The sequence below is a fragment of the Ruminiclostridium hungatei genome (genome assembly GCF_002051585.1).
Classification (GTDB): domain Bacteria; phylum Bacillota; class Clostridia; order Acetivibrionales; family DSM-1351; genus Ruminiclostridium; species Ruminiclostridium hungatei.
The window spans coordinates 17632-34565 of the sequence record NZ_MZGX01000007.1 but is presented as its reverse complement, the minus strand read 5'-3'; the positions used below and the strand labels follow the sequence as shown (position 1 = coordinate 34565).

Annotated in this window: 15 protein-coding genes; 12 read left to right on the top strand and 3 right to left on the bottom strand. The window is 41.7% G+C overall.

Annotated elements, in window-relative coordinates; translation table 11 throughout:
• Nucleotides 1-315 precede the first annotated feature (315 nt).
• From CLHUN_RS06575 to proB, 12 genes are all read left to right on the top strand, one after another.
• Entirely contained in the window at nucleotides 316-558 is a 243-nt protein-coding gene (locus CLHUN_RS06575; RefSeq protein WP_080063900.1) for a ribosomal L7Ae/L30e/S12e/Gadd45 family protein, read from the top strand.
• Between the two features lie 269 nt (nucleotides 559-827).
• Entirely contained in the window at nucleotides 828-1256 is a 429-nt protein-coding gene (gene rpsL / locus CLHUN_RS06570) for a 30S ribosomal protein S12 (protein WP_080063786.1), read from the top strand.
• A gap of 357 nt (nucleotides 1257-1613) precedes the next feature.
• Nucleotides 1614-2084 carry a 30S ribosomal protein S7 gene (gene rpsG / locus CLHUN_RS06565; RefSeq protein WP_080063785.1) on the top strand — a complete coding sequence of 157 codons (471 nt, stop codon included), beginning with the start codon at nucleotides 1614-1616 and terminating at the stop codon, nucleotides 2082-2084.
• A gap of 261 nt (nucleotides 2085-2345) precedes the next feature.
• Nucleotides 2346-4427, top strand: a complete 2082-nt coding sequence (gene fusA, locus CLHUN_RS06560) for an elongation factor G (protein ID WP_080063784.1) — start codon at nucleotides 2346-2348, stop codon at nucleotides 4425-4427.
• A gap of 98 nt (nucleotides 4428-4525) precedes the next feature.
• Nucleotides 4526-5728 carry an elongation factor Tu gene (gene tuf / locus CLHUN_RS06555; protein WP_080063783.1) on the top strand — a complete coding sequence of 401 codons (1203 nt, stop codon included), beginning with the start codon at nucleotides 4526-4528 and terminating at the stop codon, nucleotides 5726-5728.
• 182 nt (nucleotides 5729-5910) lie between these two features.
• On the top strand, nucleotides 5911-7107 hold the full coding sequence (locus tag CLHUN_RS06550; RefSeq protein ID WP_080063782.1) for an oxygen-binding di-iron domain-containing protein: 1197 nt from the start codon (nucleotides 5911-5913) through the stop codon (nucleotides 7105-7107).
• A gap of 307 nt (nucleotides 7108-7414) precedes the next feature.
• Nucleotides 7415-8107, top strand: coding sequence for an iron-sulfur cluster assembly scaffold protein (locus CLHUN_RS06545; protein WP_080063781.1), 693 nt, complete (start codon nucleotides 7415-7417; stop codon nucleotides 8105-8107).
• Between the two features lie 21 nt (nucleotides 8108-8128).
• Nucleotides 8129-9127, top strand: a complete 999-nt coding sequence (locus CLHUN_RS06540; RefSeq protein WP_080063780.1) for a GGGtGRT protein — start codon at nucleotides 8129-8131, stop codon at nucleotides 9125-9127.
• Nucleotides 9128-9383: 256 nt separating this feature from the next.
• Entirely contained in the window at nucleotides 9384-9689 is a 306-nt protein-coding gene (locus tag CLHUN_RS06535) for a type II toxin-antitoxin system RelB/DinJ family antitoxin (protein WP_080063779.1), read from the top strand.
• A 112-nt stretch (nucleotides 9690-9801) separates the two neighbouring features.
• A complete protein-coding gene (locus tag CLHUN_RS22775; protein ID WP_340148326.1) occupies nucleotides 9802-10011 on the top strand; it encodes a type II toxin-antitoxin system RelE/ParE family toxin in 210 nt (69 codons plus the stop codon).
• Nucleotides 10012-10441: 430 nt separating this feature from the next.
• Complete coding sequence (locus CLHUN_RS06525; RefSeq protein ID WP_080063778.1) at nucleotides 10442-11128, top strand: phosphatase PAP2 family protein; 687 nt, start codon at nucleotides 10442-10444, stop codon at nucleotides 11126-11128.
• A 179-nt stretch (nucleotides 11129-11307) separates the two neighbouring features.
• Nucleotides 11308-12126 carry a glutamate 5-kinase gene (gene proB, locus CLHUN_RS06520; protein ID WP_080063777.1) on the top strand — a complete coding sequence of 273 codons (819 nt, stop codon included), beginning with the start codon at nucleotides 11308-11310 and terminating at the stop codon, nucleotides 12124-12126.
• 110 nt (nucleotides 12127-12236) lie between these two features.
• Here proB and CLHUN_RS06515 read toward each other — a convergent pair whose 3' ends face one another.
• The 3 genes from CLHUN_RS06515 to CLHUN_RS22670 all read right to left on the bottom strand — a co-directional run bounded on the left by CLHUN_RS06515 (nucleotide 12237) and on the right by CLHUN_RS22670 (nucleotide 16466).
• Nucleotides 12237-14747 (bottom strand): transglycosylase domain-containing protein, encoded by a 2511-nt coding sequence (locus CLHUN_RS06515; protein WP_080063776.1) that lies wholly within the window; start codon nucleotides 14745-14747, stop codon nucleotides 12237-12239.
• A gap of 232 nt (nucleotides 14748-14979) precedes the next feature.
• The gene (locus CLHUN_RS06510; RefSeq protein ID WP_080063775.1) at nucleotides 14980-15405 is read right to left on the bottom strand and encodes a bactofilin family protein; all 426 of its coding nucleotides are present in this window, start codon (nucleotides 15403-15405) and stop codon (nucleotides 14980-14982) included.
• Nucleotides 15406-15497: 92 nt separating this feature from the next.
• Nucleotides 15498-16466, bottom strand: coding sequence for a M23 family metallopeptidase (locus tag CLHUN_RS22670; RefSeq protein WP_278247525.1), 969 nt, complete (start codon nucleotides 16464-16466; stop codon nucleotides 15498-15500).
• Nucleotides 16467-16934: the final 468 nt, after the last annotated feature.

The following is a 16934-nucleotide window of genomic DNA, read 5'->3' as shown; positions in this document are numbered from 1 at the left end:
ATGGCGGAGCGGCTCTGTGCAGGAATTGCATAAAGGGGCTTCCCGGGGAGCAAAGAAGAGTATTTTATAAGGCGGAGACAGGATACTGTTCTCCGCTTTTGAAATTTTTATTTTATGATTTTTCCATTGCATGGTATTTCTGCATGCTTGACAAAAGCCGTATATGAGTGATAGAATAATTCAGTGCATTATTTTGTGCCTTTTTTTGTGTGTGTAAAAAAGTACTTTAAAGTACGGCGGCATAAAGGGCATGGTGCAAGACGGTAATAGTAACTTGGCTGGCATGAATGAACAGCAAGTGGAGGAGTTAAATTGTTGTTAGAGGATCTTAGACACTGTAAAAAGACAGTGGGCGTAAAGCAGTCCACAAAAGCTGTAGAAAACGGTGTGGCAGCAAGCGTCATAATAGCCAGGGACTGTGAACAGAGAGTCGTAAGAGCTATTATAGAACTCTGTGAAAAGACATCCGTTCCTGTAACATACGCAGACTCTATGAAGCAGCTTGGAAAAGCCTGCGGTATTGAAGTTGATGCGGCAGTTGCATGTATTTTAAAATAACGAGGCAATAACTGTCCTCTTCCTCTATGGATGGAGGGTGCTGTTTCTGGGGATGAGCATTTTTCCAGCCTCGTTGAAACGCCTGGAGGTAAGAAGATTTTTCTACAGCCGAAAAATTTTCCAAGCCAATGAGTTGGCTTTTGAACAGATGCGTTATAACATTGCTTATCTATTTATCGCCTTGATTAGTTTTGAGGTGGATATATATATAATATAAAATAAGTGTAGAATACATTTTACACTTTATTACCTTGAAAGGAGGTGTACTAATGCCAACATTTAATCAGCTGGTTAGAAAGGGCAGAGAAGTTATGGAAAAGAAATCAACTGCTCCTGCTCTCCAGAAAGGATTTAACTCAAAAAAGAAGAAACCTACGGATATCAGCAGCCCTCAAAAGAGAGGTGTTTGCACTGTTGTTAAGACTTCAACTCCAAAGAAGCCTAACTCAGCACTTCGTAAAGTTGCCAGAGTTCGTCTGACAAATGGTATCGAAGTAACTGCGTATATTCCGGGTATAGGCCATAACCTGCAGGAACACAGCGTTGTTCTTATCAGGGGTGGAAGAGTTAAGGACCTGCCTGGTGTAAGGTACCACATTGTAAGAGGTACTCTTGACACAGCCGGAGTTGCCAAAAGAATGCAGGGCCGTTCAAAATACGGTGCCAAGCGTCCTAAGGCAGGTGCTGCTAAGAAGTAATACCACAGCGTGCTGACAATTTAAAATGTTAGGTGCTTAGTACGTGATTATATATATATTTGATGTGCCCAGGCACATATGCTTTAAGAGAAAATAGGTTTTATCATAATTAATCTATAATCTGTTAAAATATTAAGGTATATAAAGTCGATTGCTATCTTTGGGCAGCAGTTGGCTTGGTGAATCTCCATTAAAGGAGATGTCCCCTCGGTTTTGGCGGTTGCCGCATCTGGCGGTATTTGCTGCGACGGGATTCACTGTACTTGCGCTGACGACGGTTTAAACCACGAGTACCTGTGATACGTTCCTATGGGTTTTGACCCATACTAAATGTTATCATAAAAGGAGGGAAGTAAGGTGCCAAGAAAAGGTCATATTTCTAAAAGAGACGTTTTACCAGATCCTATATATGGAAGTAAAATCGTTACCAAATTAATCAACAATGTAATGTATGATGGTAAGAAGGGTGTAGCTCAGCAAATCTGCTATGATGCCTTCGATATCATCAAGGAAAAGACCGGTAGAGATCCCCTGGAAGTTTTTGAAGAAGCTATGGCAAACATCATGCCTGTTCTTGAAGTAAAAGCAAGAAGAGTGGGTGGTGCTACCTACCAGGTTCCTATGGAAGTCAGACCTGACAGAAGACAAGCTTTAGGCTTAAGATGGCTTGTTGATTACTCTCGTAAAAGAGGCGAGCGTACTATGAGAGAAAGACTTTCAGGTGAATTATTGGATGCTATAAACAATATGGGTGGAGCATACAAGAAGAAAGAAGATACTCATAAGATGGCTGAAGCTAACAGAGCATTTGCCCACTATAGATGGTAGGATTGGAAATACCATTTATCATGTAATATCGTTGGTGATCCGATACCTGGGTTATTGGCGGATGGCGGACTCTGATAGGGCTATGTTGTGCATTTTTGCCCTTGTGCATGTTAAGAATGTGTAAAAAAACATATTTTCTTATACTGCATCTTAAGAAATAGGGTATTATAAGAATGAATTAAAAAAATGATGAAGAATTGGTGATAAATCAGCTTAAGACTGAAAATTATCAATTTGGACTATCGTGAAAGGAGGGTAATCATGCCCAGGCAATTTGACTTGCAACACACAAGAAATATCGGTATAATGGCTCACATTGATGCAGGTAAAACTACAACAACAGAGCGTATACTGTTTTATACAGGAAAAACTCATAAGATCGGCGAAGTTCATGAAGGTGCTGCTACTATGGACTGGATGGAGCAGGAGCAGGAGAGAGGAATAACCATCACTTCTGCGGCTACTACAGCACAGTGGAAAGGTAACAGAATCAACATTATTGACACGCCGGGGCACGTTGACTTCACTGTTGAAGTTGAAAGATCTCTTCGTGTACTCGATGGTTCAGTAACGGTTTTCTGTGCCAAAGGCGGTGTTGAACCCCAGTCTGAAACAGTTTGGAGACAAGCTGACAAGTACGGAGTTCCCCGTATGGCATATGTAAACAAAATGGATATTATGGGAGCCGATTTTTACAATGTAATCTCTATGATGAAAGACAGATTACAGTGTAATGCGGTGCCAATACAATTACCAATAGGCAGTGAAGACACATTCCAAGGTATTGTTGATTTGATTACTATGAAGGCGCAGATCTTTAAAGATGATTTGGGTCAGGTAATCGAGGAGGCTCCTATCCCTGACGACATGGCAGATGTCGTAAAAAAATATCGTGATCTATTAGTAGAATCAGTTGCTGAACAAGATGAAGAGACAATGATGAAATACCTTGAAGGTGAAGAACTCACTATCGAGGAAATCAAGAAGGGTATCAGATTGGCAACCATTGCTTTAAAAATGATACCGGTTGTATGTGGTTCATCTTACAAGAACAAAGGTGTACAGCAGATGCTGGATGCTGTTGTTGATTACATGCCATCACCTCTTGATATTCCGGCTATAAAAGGTATGTCAGCAGATGGTGAAGAAGAAATTGAAAGACCGGCAGATGACAATGGTCCGTTCTCAGCTCTTGCCTTCAAAATCATGACTGATCCTTATGTTGGTAAACTCTGCTTTTTCAGAGTATATTCAGGAACTTTGAACTCCGGTTCATATGTTCTTAATTCAACAAAAGGCAAGAGAGAAAGAATCGGTAGAATACTGCAAATGCATGCCAACCACAGAGAAGAAATTCAGGTTGTTTATTCCGGTGATATAGCTGCCGCTGTTGGTCTTAAAGATACAACAACAGGTGACACTCTCTGCGAAGAAGGCAAAGCTGTTATTTTGGAATCCATGGTATTCCCTGAACCAGTTATAGAGGTTGCTATTGAACCTAAGACAAAGGCGGATCAGGAAAAAATGGGTATCGCATTGCAGAAGCTGGCGGAAGAGGATCCCACATTTAAAGTTCATACAGATTCAGAGACAGGTCAAACTATTATCGGTGGTATGGGTGAGCTTCACCTGGATATTATCGTTGACAGAATGAAGAGAGAATTCAAGGTTGAAGCAAATGTCGGTAATCCTCAGGTTTCTTATAAAGAAACCATCAGGAAGGCTGTCAAGTCGGAAATGAAGTACGCCAGACAGTCAGGCGGTAAGGGTCAGTACGGACACTGTGTAATCGAAATCGAACCAAGAGAACCGGGAGAAGGTTACGAATTTGTAAACAAGATCACCGGTGGTGCTATTCCTAAGGAATACATCGGACCAATCGATGCGGGAATACAGGAAGCTATGCAGGCCGGTGTACTTGGTGGATACAACGTAGTTGACGTAAGAATTACTCTTATTGATGGTTCATATCACGAAGTTGACTCCTCTGAAATGGCGTTTAAGATTGCCGGTTCAATGGCATTCAAGGATGGCTGCAGAAAAGCAAGTCCTGTTCTCTTAGAGCCGATAATGAAGGTTGACGTTACTGTTCCCGAGGAATACATGGGAGATGTAATGGGTGGCATTAACTCAAGAAGAGGACGTATTGAAGGTATGGAAGCTCGTACAGGTGCTCAGAACATAAGAGCAATGGTTCCATTGTCCGAAATGTTCGGATATGCCACAGCGCTTCGTTCTTCAACACAGGGAAGAGGAACCTTCTCCATGGAGATCAGTCACTTTGAAGAAGTGCCTAAGAGTATTCAGGAAAAGGTTGTTGCAAGCAGAGTGAAAAACGATTAATTTGTTGTTAATTGCAAGAGGTTAAGGCTTCTTGTTAAATAAACCAAAATCTAAAAAGTAGCGCCAATGCGCTTTAATGAAAGGATGGAGATTTTAAAATGGCTAAGGCTAAATTTGAAAGAACTAAACCCCACGTTAATATCGGAACAATAGGTCACGTTGACCATGGTAAGACTTCTTTGACGGCTGCTATCACCAAGGTTCTTGGATTCCTTGGAAATGCAGAATACAAAGCCTATGATCAGATCGATGCTGCTCCAGAAGAAAGAGAAAGAGGTATCACTATCAACACTGCTCACGTTGAGTATCAGACTGAAACAAGACACTATGCTCACGTTGACTGCCCAGGCCACGCCGACTATGTTAAGAACATGATTACCGGTGCTGCTCAGATGGATGGAGCTATCCTTGTTGTTTCTGCTGCTGATGGCCCAATGCCACAGACCAGAGAACATATCCTCCTTGCAGGACAGGTTGGTGTTCCTTATATAGTAGTATTCTTGAACAAGTGCGATATGGTTGATGATGAAGAACTTATCGAATTGGTTGAAATGGAAGTAAGAGAACTGTTAAGCTCATACGACTTCCCAGGCGATGATACTCCAATCGTAAGAGGTTCAGCTCTTGTAGCTCTCGAGTGTACTTCAAAGGACGTTAACGCTCCTGAATATGCTCCAATAACAGCTCTTATGGCTGAAGTTGACAGATATATCCCAACTCCTGAAAGAGCTACTGACAAGCCATTTATCATGCCTGTAGAAGATGTTTTCTCAATCACAGGCCGTGGTACTGTTGCTACCGGTAGAGTTGAAAGAGGTATTGTTAAGGTTGGAGACGAAGTTGAAATCGTTGGTTTGATGGAAGCTCCCAAGAAGACTACCGTTACAGGTGTTGAAATGTTCAGAAAGCTTCTTGACCAGGCTGTTGCCGGTGACAACATCGGTGCCCTCTTAAGAGGTGTTCAGAGAACTGATATCGAAAGAGGTCAGGTTCTTGCAAAGCCAGGTTCAATCAAGCCTCACACTTACTATGAAGGTCAGGTATACGTTCTGACTGCTGCAGAAGGTGGAAGACATAAGCCATTCTTCAATGGTTACAGACCACAGTTCTACTTCAGAACAACTGATGTTACAGGCGTTATCGAAATTCCGGAAGGAACAGAAATGGTTATGCCTGGTGACCATATCACTATGAAGATCAAATTGATCACTCCTATCGCTATGGAAGAAGGACTTAAGTTCGCTATCCGTGAAGGTGGAAGAACAGTTGGTGCTGGTAACGTTTCAAAGATTATAGAATAATCTGCTGCTGATAAAAAAGAACCGATGCAAATCGGTTCTTTTTTTTAATTCCAACAAATATAAAATTGCGTGTTTAGATAAGCCTGAATAGTGGTATAATGCAAAATGTCGGACATAAACAGACCACTAGTTTATAATTAATATAAAATTGCAAATCAAAGTTTGAAAGGATGGGTAATAAAATGCTGGAGATAAAAAAGAATATTTATTGGTGCGGTATAAGAGACTGGGGACTGGATGTATTTCATGGACATGAGCTTTCCACACACAGGGGCTCCTCTTACAATTCATATTTAATTAAAGATAAAAAGACGGTTCTGGTGGACACTGTCTGGGACCCATATAAAGAGAAATTTGTTGAAGACCTGGAGAGGGAAGTAGGTCTTGAGAACATAGACGCAATAGTAATAAACCACTCGGAGCCTGACCATGGAGGCAGTCTGGGTCTTATAATGGAGAAGATTCCGAACACTCCCATTTATTGCACAAAGAGCGGCGCGGAAATAATCAAGAAGTATTTCGGAAAGGACTGGAACTTTCAGATTGTTAAGACGGGAGACTCGCTGGATTGCGGCGAGTATAAGCTGAAATTCGTTGAGATGCAGATGATACACTGGCCCGACAGCATGCTGGAATATGTGGAAGGGGCAAAGCTTGTAATTTCTAATGATGCGTTCGGACAGCATTATGCGGGTGTTTCACTGTTTAACGACGAGGTGGATGAATGCGAACTGTATGAAGAGGCTGTCAAATATTACGCAAACATATTATGGCCCTTTAAGCCGCTGATAAAGAAAAAGGTAGAGCAGATACTTGCCTTGAACCTTGATATAGATATGATTGCTCCCAGCCACGGTGTCATATGGAGAACAAACCCGGTCCAGATAGTGGAAAAATATTTGCAGTGGTCTGAGGCTGACTACAATGAAGGATATGCAACCATAATCTACGATACCATGTATCATTCCACAAAGGCCATGGCAGAAGCCCTGGGACAGGGCCTGGCCCAGGAGGGTATAAATTACAGGATATTTAACATTGCTACAAAGGACAAGAGCGACCTTAATGTTGAGATATTTAAAGCAAACGCTGTGCTCATAGGAAGCTGTACAGTCAATAATACTGTGCTCAGGCCTACCGCAGCCCTGCTGGAGGAATTAAAGGGTTTAAAAGCCAAAGGAAGGCTTGCTATGGGCTTCGGCTCTTACGGCTGGAGCGGGGAGGCTCATAAAGTCATCAGTGACAGGCTTGCGGAAGCTGGCATGACAATAGCTGTGGAACCCATAGGAGCAAAATACAAGCCCAATGGGGAAGAACTCCAAAAATGTGTTGATGCAGGCAGGGAGATGGGAAGACAGTTAAAGGCAAAGCAGGCATAAACTGAAATATAGTGTAATTTAATGGATTTTGCTGTAATTTTTTCGTGTATTTTTTAACAAAATGCTACTTACAATTAAGATAATTATGGTATAATATATGCTGGTATTAAAGATTGATTTTCTACAGAATTTCTTTAATGCCAGCTTTTGTTTTGCTTGGAATGTTATACCCTTCAAGCAGAATATACTGGCAGCAAATAACACGATTAAAAAGGCCAACAAAAGGATGATTAAAAAAATAGAATCCGATTTTTAATTAATCATCCATACAAAAATTTTAAAATAGTTACGCGAAGGGGGAACTCAAATGAATTACTCACATGAAGTAGAAAATATGTGTGTTGTAAAAAAAGGTCCGGATCACGGTCCTGCTCCAATACCTGAAGAGGGTAAGTGGGTAAAAGCGAAAGAAATTAAAGATATTTCCGGCTTGTCACACGGTATAGGCTGGTGTGCACCACAGCAGGGTACCTGCAAGCTTACTCTGAATGTTAAAGACGGTATTATTGAAGAATCTCTGGTTGAAACAATCGGATGTTCAGGTATGACACACTCAGCAGCAATGGCGGCTGAAATACTGCAAGGCAAGACTATTCTTGAAGCCTTGAATACTGACCTTGTCTGTGACGCTATAAACGTTGCCATGAGAGAAATATTCAAGCAGCTAGCTTACGGCAGAACACAGTCTGCTTTCTCAGAAGGCGGCCTTCCAATAGGTGCAGGTCTTGAGGACTTAGGTAAAGGCTTACGTTCACAGGTTGGCACAATGTTTGCAACCAGAGCTAAAGGTGTCAGATACCTTGAAATGGCTGAGGGTTACATATTGAATATCGGGCTTGATGAGGACAACGAAATTATCGGATACAAGTTTGTACACCTTGGAAAAATGATGGACATGATCAAAAAGGGTGTAGATCCTAAAGAAGCTTATGAAAAGAACATAAGCACCTACGGAAGATTCGCAGAAGCAGTTAAAGTAATTGACCCCAGACATGAATAATTAAAGAGAGAGGTGAATACTGTGATTAGATTTGAAGGTTATGAAAGAAGGATAGCTCAAATAGAAAAATGTTTAGCTGAGTACGGTTTTAAGAGTCTTGAAGAAGTTAAGGAGGTCTGTACTGCCAGAGGTGTAGATGTAGACTCCATCGTCAGAGGTATACAGCCAATCGCATTTGAAAATGCAGTATGGGCTTACACTCTTGGTTGCGGTATAGCAATTAAAAAAGGTGTAAAGAATGCCGCGGAAGCTGCAGAAGCAATCGGCCTGGGCTTACAGGCTTTCTGTATCCCCGGCTCAGTTGCCGACTCAAGAAAGGTTGGTATAGGCCACGGAAATCTTGCTGCAATGCTTTTAAAAGAAGAAACCAAATGCTTCTGCTTCCTGGCAGGACATGAATCCTTTGCGGCTGCCGAGGGTGCTATCGGTATAGCAAAAACAGCCAACAAGGTTAGAAAAGAACCACTTCAGGTTATACTGAACGGGCTTGGAAAAGATGCAGCTTACATAATTTCAAGAGTAAACGGCTTTACATATGTTGAAACTGATTATGATTTTGCAACCGATACCTTAAACGTTGTAAGAACTAAAGCATACTCAAACGGAGACAAATCAAAGGTTAGAGTATACGGTGCAAATGATGTTCTTGAAGGTGTTGCTATAATGAAAAGAGAAAATGTTGACGTTTCCATCACAGGTAACTCAACCAACCCAACAAGATTCCAGCACCTGGTTGCAGGTACTTACAAGAAGTGGTCACATGAAAATGGCAAAAACTACTTCTCAGTTGCTTCAGGCGGAGGAACCGGCAGAACACTGCATCCTGACAACATGGCCGCAGGTCCTGCTTCCTACGGTTTGACCGACTCAATGGGCAGAATGCACGGTGATGCTCAGTTTGCCGGTTCATCCTCAGTTCCTGCCCACGTTGAAATGATGGGTCTCATCGGAGCAGGTAACAATCCGATGGTCGGTATGACAGTTGCAGTAGCAGTTTCCATTGAGGAATCCATGAAATAATTGAAATTCTGGTAAATAGCGTATTTAAGCGGTTTTAAAGGTGGTTAGGAGTGGTTAATTGCATGAAAATGCGCGCCACTCCTATACTATTTTTACACTACTCCTATACGCAATTTTTATATGGATTTCTTTTGTAAAGGCTCTTACACAAGTTTTTGGTCACTGCATACTAAAAATACTTTAGTATAGCGATTGCGAATCGCTTGCATTTTGCAAAATAAATGGGGTATACTAATACTTAAAGGAGGCGATTTGTATGGGCAGAACAGCAAATATTTTTGCACGCGTAGAACCAGAGGTGAAAGAGCAGGCAGAAGAGGTACTTAACCGTTTGGGAATTCCTATGTCAAATGCAGTAGGAATGTTTTTAAGACAGGTTGCATTACAGCGTGGCATTCCATTTGAAATGAAACTGCCGCAGGAACTGCCGCTTGCATATGGCGCTCTTACAAAAGAACAGTTTGATTTGGAAATGAAAAAGGGCATGGAGGATATACGAGAAGGCAGAGTATATTCTGCGGACGCTATAGAAAATGAGATGAAAAAAGAATTTGATATATGAGCTGGAATGTGGTTTATTCTGTAAAGGCACGACAAGATTTGCGAAATATTTATGATATATTGCATATGAATTGCTTGTACCTAAAACAGCAGCAGGACAAACACAGCGAATCATGAAGGCAATCCGAACTCTTGATGAAATGCCAATGCGCCATCAGTTGTGTACGGATGAACCTTGGATTAGTCAAGGAGTAAGATATGTGCCTGTGGATAATTATTTAGTATTTTATCTGCCGGACGAATCCAAAAACACAGTAAATGTTGTCCGAATTATGTATGGCGGCAGAGATGTCCGTGAACAGCTAAGTGAGACAAACATATAATAAGTTATAATTGGATTTAGTTAAAAATAGTTTACTGCTATATCATTCCTACATTTTGGCATTCAAAATGCCAGATTTTCAAGGTTTCACGTTTCCATTGAGGAAACTGCTAAATAAGAGACTTTAAAAGGCTTTGCAAATCAAATGAAAGTACTGTAATCATGCACGTCATTTTGAAGGTATTCATTATGGTGTGCATTTATTCATTTCACTTTATTTTAGTATACAAAATCGTATTCCAATGCATATATAACAGTAGAAACCGGTTGAGCAGCAAGCACAGGAAATAATTGACCATTCCGGTTTTCGTATTTGCAGGATATAATTAGCTGGTACAGGAGTTAAAAATAAAAGGACAAAAAACCAAACTTTTTTATGCCTGCACCGTATTATATGTTGGACAAACAAACTACAAGCCGGGAGTTATAATATGAACACTGATTTATTGATGCAAAACGGGAAAAAAGGCTATTTGTATAGAATATTATTCATGCTGCTTGTACCCATGGCTCAGGGAATATATTTCTTTCTCAATCTCACAACCACCCAGGCCTATGATATTACAATCTTTCTGGATAAGTTCATACCCTTTAATGAATGGTTTATCATACCGTACGTATTCTGGTATGTGTACACCTTCGGAGCCCTGCTGGTGCTGGCCCTGACGGATTATAAGACCTACTACAGGCTTTTGTTCAGCATAGTCACGGGAATGCTGGTGTGCTTTGTTATTTATTATATCTTCCCCACGACTGTACCAAGGCCGCATGTGCCCGGAACAAATCCGCTTCAGAAGATGGTACTTTCCATTTACGGCAACGATAAGCCATATAACTGTTTTCCCAGCATCCACATGCTGGATACCCTGCTTATTACCCTTTTTGTATTCAAGCATAACAAGCACCTTTGGATAAAAGCGGCATCTGCTGTTATATGCGTGTCAATATATCTGTCTACATGGTTTGTAAAGCAGCACAGCATATTGGATGCCGTTGCTTCCACCATATTGGCTGTGATACTGTTTTTTGTATTTGAGAATCAACATGTTATCAAAAAGCTTGTAAGTCTTAGAGAATTGCTGTTTTTCCAGAAGAGAGTCAAGGAACTGTCCGAGTAGGATAATAACATATGGCTGCCAGCTTTACCAAAGCTTAAAAATATTATATAATCTTTTCTGTTGTATAAATATTAATTATTTGTATAATTAGAGATTATATAATATTTTTTTGTCCGGAATATTCCTGATGCGAAAGCTGTTCTGATTCATATGAGGGAGTGACGGGCATGGAGGTTATAATGGGCTTTAAGAGGGAAGAGTTAAAGAATGCACACCGCATTGTAATTAAAGTTGGAACGTCTACCTTGACATATGAGACAGGAAAAATTAATTTTACCAGAGTAGACAAATTGGCCAGAATAATATCAGATCTTTCAAATCAGGGAAAAGAAGTGGTGCTTGTCACATCCGGGGCCATAGGTGTGGGTGTTGACAAGCTCAAGCTGCCCGAGAGGCCAAAAAGTATACGTGAAAAGCAGGCGGTAGCTGCAGTAGGACAGTGCGAGCTTATGCACATGTACAGCAAGTTTTTTTCGGAATATGGCCATATAGTCGCACAAATCCTTTTAACCAGGGATATTGTGGGCGATGAAACCTGCAGCAGAAATGTTGTCAACACCTTTGAAACACTGCTGGCAAAGGGAATAGTGCCTATTGTAAACGAGAATGACTCGGTTTCCATTGTAGAGCTCAAGGTGGGGCAAAAAGATACCTTCAGCGAAAATGATACCCTTTCGGCAATAGTTTCAAAACTTATCAGAGCCGATATGCTGATAATACTTTCGGATATAGACGGCTTCTTTGACGGAGATCCCCGCAAGAACCCCGACTCAAAATTACTGTCCATAATCGAGGAGATTACTCCCGAAATCGAATGTTTTGCCGATGGAGCAGGAACCAAGCGGGGAACGGGAGGAATGGTAACCAAGCTCAAGGCGGCAAAAATAGCCACAAAAGCAGGTGTCAATGTTGTCCTGACCAACGGAAGCCATCCTGAGTCTGTTATGGATATTATAAATGGTAAGGAAATAGGAACCATTTTTGTAGGAAAAGAGTAATTGATACCGTAAAAAAAGTAAGGCGCTTGTTACGCCTTACTTTTTTTACGGTATAATGTTTTTCAGAGTTTAAAGCTTTATATATGCCACTGCTTCTGATTCCTGATTCATTACGGGATTACATCCATGCCGCCGTCAGGCAGCTCTTCGGATATCTGCTCAGGAGGCAGTGTGCCTTGATTGCCTGTGGAGCCTGAAGGCTTGTTGTTCGTGTTTGAGGGCGTGGAGGGCTGCCAGGTTGATGCATTGTGAATAGTACAGTATTCTCCCTGTGAAATCTCATACATCCAATCCAGTATCTGGGTTGACAGAGACTTGTTACTTGGGTCCTTGGGCAGGTATGGAACCGGCCTTTTTATAAACACTCTTTCTTCAACAAGATTTGGAGGACAGTACGGTCCCGCCAATAAAGGCCTTCCGTAAATATCCTTGCTGGATTTATCCACCTTGGCTAAAATATGAACGTCGCAGATATCTGTGGGCTCGGTGCCCTTGGCAAAATACTCGGTTTTGATCCGGTTTCCCCGGGGGTCGCTGGAGCAATAGGGGCCCGGAAGCTTTCCTGAATCTATGCATATGGCTTTGGATACTATTCCTTCAGGTGCAGGGTTGAATTCCTTGACCTCGAGATTTGTGTGTATCCGGTTCATTACCTTGTTCCACAAAAGGAGAGCTTCGCTCCACTCGGCTTTCTTTAAGGATTTAGGAGTATTATACCCGTACCAGGTGGCTCCCACGTAATAGGGGGAGTAGCCGACAAACCACTTGTCCTTGTAATCCTCGGTAGTACCGGTTTTACCTGCTGTAGGAATCACCTTTCCGGACTTGTTCTTAACTGTTCCATAGCCCGAGGCGGTACCGCCGGTAACAACATCCCGCATCATGCTTGTCATCAGAAAGGCAGTGGTCTCCTTATAGGCTACATTGCTTTTCTGCTCCTGCTTTCGGTCAAGGAGGACATTTCCCTTGTCATCGGTCACCTTTGTATAGGATATGGGTTCTATATACATGCCCTGATTGACGAAGGGCACAAAAGCTGCTGCCATAATCAGAGGGTTGACACCGTCCTTAAGCCCTCCAAGAGCCATAGAAATATAACCTTCGTTAGGTCTGTCTATGTTCACCTTCTTAAGATACTTTATTGAGTTCTCAGGCTTCAGGTAGTCTCTGAAAACCTGAGCTGCCACAACATTCTGAGACTTTGTTATAGCCTTCCTTATGGTTATAAGCCCCTGGTAGGTTCCGGACTCGGCATTAGTCGGATAAGGTGTTGTGGGCTTCGTATTGTCCATATAGACAGGCACGTCATCCACTACGGTTCCCGGTGTTATCAGCCCCATATCTATGGCCGGTGCATACACGGCGATGGGCTTGAAGCTGGAGCCTGCCTGGCGCTGCATATCGGTGGCCCTGTTGAGGGCAAAGCTTACTTCCTTGTTCCCATACTGGCCATACATACCCCTTATCTGGCCGTTGGCAGGGTCAATGACAATCATGGCACCCTGGGCCTGCATGGTAGGATTGCTGATTTTTTCGTTTACAGGGAAGTTCTTTATGTTTGTAAACTCCTCAGTCATAATCTTCTGAATGTTGGAATCCTGAGTTGTATATATTTTTAAACCGCTGTTATAAATCTTAATACTTGCAGCATCGCTTGACAGATTGTATTTTTTCATCAGGTCTTTTTTTACCTGGGTGAGAACATAGTCTACAAAATAGCTCTGTACATTCTTGGATACTTTTGTTTCTTCCTCCACCGGCTGATAGAATTTAAGCTGTTCGGCTACAGCTTCCTCATACTCATTCTGGGAAATATAGTTCTGTTTGAGCATTTCACTTAAGATGATTTCCTGACGGACCTTGTTTCTTTCCAGATTCTTTTCACCAAGTGTAGGATCAAATAAACCGGGAGATTTGGTTACTCCGGCAATACAGGCACATTCTGCCAGTGACAGGTCCTGTACGTCCTTGTTGAAAAACTTTTTTGCCGCCGCCTGAACACCATAGACACCGGAGCCGGTTGTTATGCGGTTCATGTAATTGTCCAGTATCTGATCCTTTGATAAGACCTTTTCCAAGGCTATTGCCTGCCAGGCTTCCTGAACTTTTCTCTTAATGGTGGATTCTTCATTCCCGGTGATGTTCTTGACCAACTGCTGTGTAATGGTGCTTCCACCGTAGGAGGCATTGCCAAAAGTAATAATATACTCCACGGCAGCACCTATAAAACGCTTGATATCCATTCCGTTATGAGTTCTGAATCTGGCATCTTCAATTGCTATAAATGCATTTCTCATATTGTCGGGTATTTCCGAGTGTTCAACCAGTACTCTGTTTTCACTGCCCTTAATCTGAGCTATTTCATTTTCATCCTTGTCATATATGAAAGAGGTAAGCTTAGTTATATCCAATTGATCAGGCGTAATAGGCGGAGCATTTTTAACATATCCGAAAACCGCGCCTCCTAAAATTCCGGCAAAAACGCACCCTAAAGATATGAGGATAACCAATACTGTCTTTACAACTGCAAAGGTAAACTGGGCATATGGCGAAGAGAATTTCTTTTTCTTTTTCTTCGGCTGCTCTTCATTTCCTTTTGCAGCTTTTTTACTAGGTTTCATAAATCCTCCTTGACTTGTCTAAATACATTTATTCACAATATTATACCACAGCCCGCAATGAGCCGCAACAAATTGCCTTGCCGCGGTTTTCTTAAGTTTTTCTTAATATGAATTTGCCTTATTTATGGCAGGAAATGCCGTGTTCGTAAAATGGAAAACCCGATCCAAGCTAATGGACCGGGCAGTCTATAGTCATGCTCATATGCTGGCCGGAGGCCTCTGCTTTTACCGGTCAGGCTTCTTCCTCACCAACTGCAGAGCTCTTTTTGAAATCTTTCTTTTTACCCAGCAGGATTGGTTTTGCTGCGGACACTTCAAGCATTTTGCAATTTCCGTCAAACAGGCTGCCTTCCTCACACACAAAGGATTTCACCTGAATGTCACCAATGACCCTGGCGGTTGTCAAAAGCTTCAACAGGCCGGAGCAATATATATTTCCCTCAACAGTGCCTGCAATATGTATGGTTGCGGCGGTCACATCCCCCTTTATTGCGGACGCCTCGCCAATAAAAAGGTCTCCCTGCACCGAAACATTTCCCGTGACTTTACCGTCTATCCTGACAATGCCTTTAGAGATCACATCGCCTTTAAGTTCTGTATTGCTTCCTACCAGTGTATCAAAGGTAGTCTTTGCAAAATCTGTTTGCTTATTAAACAATTTTATTTCCTCCTTCTTAAAGTAAGATAAGATTGGTATTCATCTGATTTCATAATATATTGCCTTAATTTGCCTTCAGGTCTTATATAAGGCTACTTGACTGAAGTAAAGTCCAAATACCCTGTGGGGTCAACCGGAGTATTTCCTATTCTTATTTCAAAATGCAGGTGGGGTCCGGTACTGTTTCCAGTACTGCCAACCAGTGCGATTTTCTGGCCTTTTTCCACCTTTTCACCTTTTTTTACCAGAAGCCTGGAGGAATGGGCATAAATTGTTCTTATACCGTTCTGATGGTCAATTTTCACATTATAGCCATAACCTGAGGAGTAGCCTGCAAACTCTACAACCCCGGAGGCTGCGGCATATATCGGGTCACCTTTTGAGGAAGTGATATCCACACCCTCATGTATCTTATATACCTTTTGAATCGGGTGGGTCCTCATGCCGAAAGGTGAGGAAATGCTTCCGGTGGCAGGCAGGAAAGTAGGTATTGCCCCAATATACTTTTCCAGTTTCCTGTCGGTTATCCGCAACTGGGCAGCCAGCTCCCCATCCTCGGTAAAGCCTTTGTTGAGCTCCTTTACCAGGGTGCTCAGCTTTGAAAGGTCAAGAACCGCGCTTGTGCTGTTCTTGGCAGCCGAAGCTCCCCGGCTGGTTTTGCTGATATAATCCTCTGCGATATTTTCGTACAGCTTTGTAAATTCTTCCACATTTGACTTCACTTTGGCGTTTTCTTTTTTAGCCTGCTCAAGCTGGCTTTTGCTCATGGAAAGAGCTTCATTCTGTGCACTTATTATATCGTTTAATGACTTGATTTGCTTCTCCAGTTCGCCGCTGTTCTGTTCGGCCTGGTGTTTTTGGGCGCTTCCTCTGTACTCGTGGATAAAGAGGAAGGCAGAGAATACAGAAAGAATTAAAACCATAAGGAGCAATTTGACAAGGGGTGCCTTTACAGCTAATCTTCTCACACTATCGTTAGTGTGGGGAACGATTACTACCGAGTAATTTTTATTCAATTTCTTTAAACTGCTTAAAACATTCATTTTAATAATTACCACCATTATATTTTCTCACGCGGGCAGCTTGTAAAAAGGCTTGCAGCACAGGACAGACCAAGATTATCCCTGCAGGGCCTATCTTAATTATTTCCATATTTCCGCCGCTGATAACAATTGTCCCGGTTAAAAGTGATCGATTTACGAAAAAATCGTATTTATCTTTTGTAGAAGTAAAAAGAGATACCCGTAGAAGCGAATTTGCAAATTATAATATTCTACAATTAATCTCAATATCCTCTTTTTTTGTGAATATTTTTAATAAATTAACTGTAGTGCTGCTTAAATTGACATCCCGGTCTGTTTAAAGTAAAACACATGCACATGCTGTAAGCCTGAAATTTCAACGAGTTAAATTAGATTTGCAGGAGCTTTAAAAAATAAACAAATATTTTGACGAATTATAACCTATCAGCAAAGGATTTTTAAAAGTTTTATCGAATTTATTATTTATCTGTGTCTAAATAACTGATA

What these genes read in the sequence shown, in the direction of transcription:
- fusA (WP_080063784.1), top strand. Translation starts at nt 2,346, where the DNA reads ATGCCCAGGCAATTTGACTTGCAACACACAAGAAATATCGGTATAATG.
- CLHUN_RS06535 (WP_080063779.1), top strand. Translation starts at nt 9,384, where the DNA reads ATGGGCAGAACAGCAAATATTTTTGCACGCGTAGAACCAGAGGTGAAA.
- CLHUN_RS22670 (WP_278247525.1), bottom strand. Translation starts at nt 16,466, where the DNA reads ATGGTGGTAATTATTAAAATGAATGTTTTAAGCAGTTTAAAGAAATTG.
- CLHUN_RS06525 (WP_080063778.1), top strand. Translation starts at nt 10,442, where the DNA reads ATGAACACTGATTTATTGATGCAAAACGGGAAAAAAGGCTATTTGTAT.
- tuf (WP_080063783.1), top strand. Translation starts at nt 4,526, where the DNA reads ATGGCTAAGGCTAAATTTGAAAGAACTAAACCCCACGTTAATATCGGA.
- CLHUN_RS22775 (WP_340148326.1), top strand. Translation starts at nt 9,802, where the DNA reads ATGAAGGCAATCCGAACTCTTGATGAAATGCCAATGCGCCATCAGTTG.
- proB (WP_080063777.1), top strand. Translation starts at nt 11,308, where the DNA reads ATGGGCTTTAAGAGGGAAGAGTTAAAGAATGCACACCGCATTGTAATT.
- rpsL (WP_080063786.1), top strand. Translation starts at nt 828, where the DNA reads ATGCCAACATTTAATCAGCTGGTTAGAAAGGGCAGAGAAGTTATGGAA.
- CLHUN_RS06515 (WP_080063776.1), bottom strand. Translation starts at nt 14,747, where the DNA reads ATGAAACCTAGTAAAAAAGCTGCAAAAGGAAATGAAGAGCAGCCGAAG.
- CLHUN_RS06545 (WP_080063781.1), top strand. Translation starts at nt 7,415, where the DNA reads ATGAATTACTCACATGAAGTAGAAAATATGTGTGTTGTAAAAAAAGGT.
- CLHUN_RS06550 (WP_080063782.1), top strand. Translation starts at nt 5,911, where the DNA reads ATGCTGGAGATAAAAAAGAATATTTATTGGTGCGGTATAAGAGACTGG.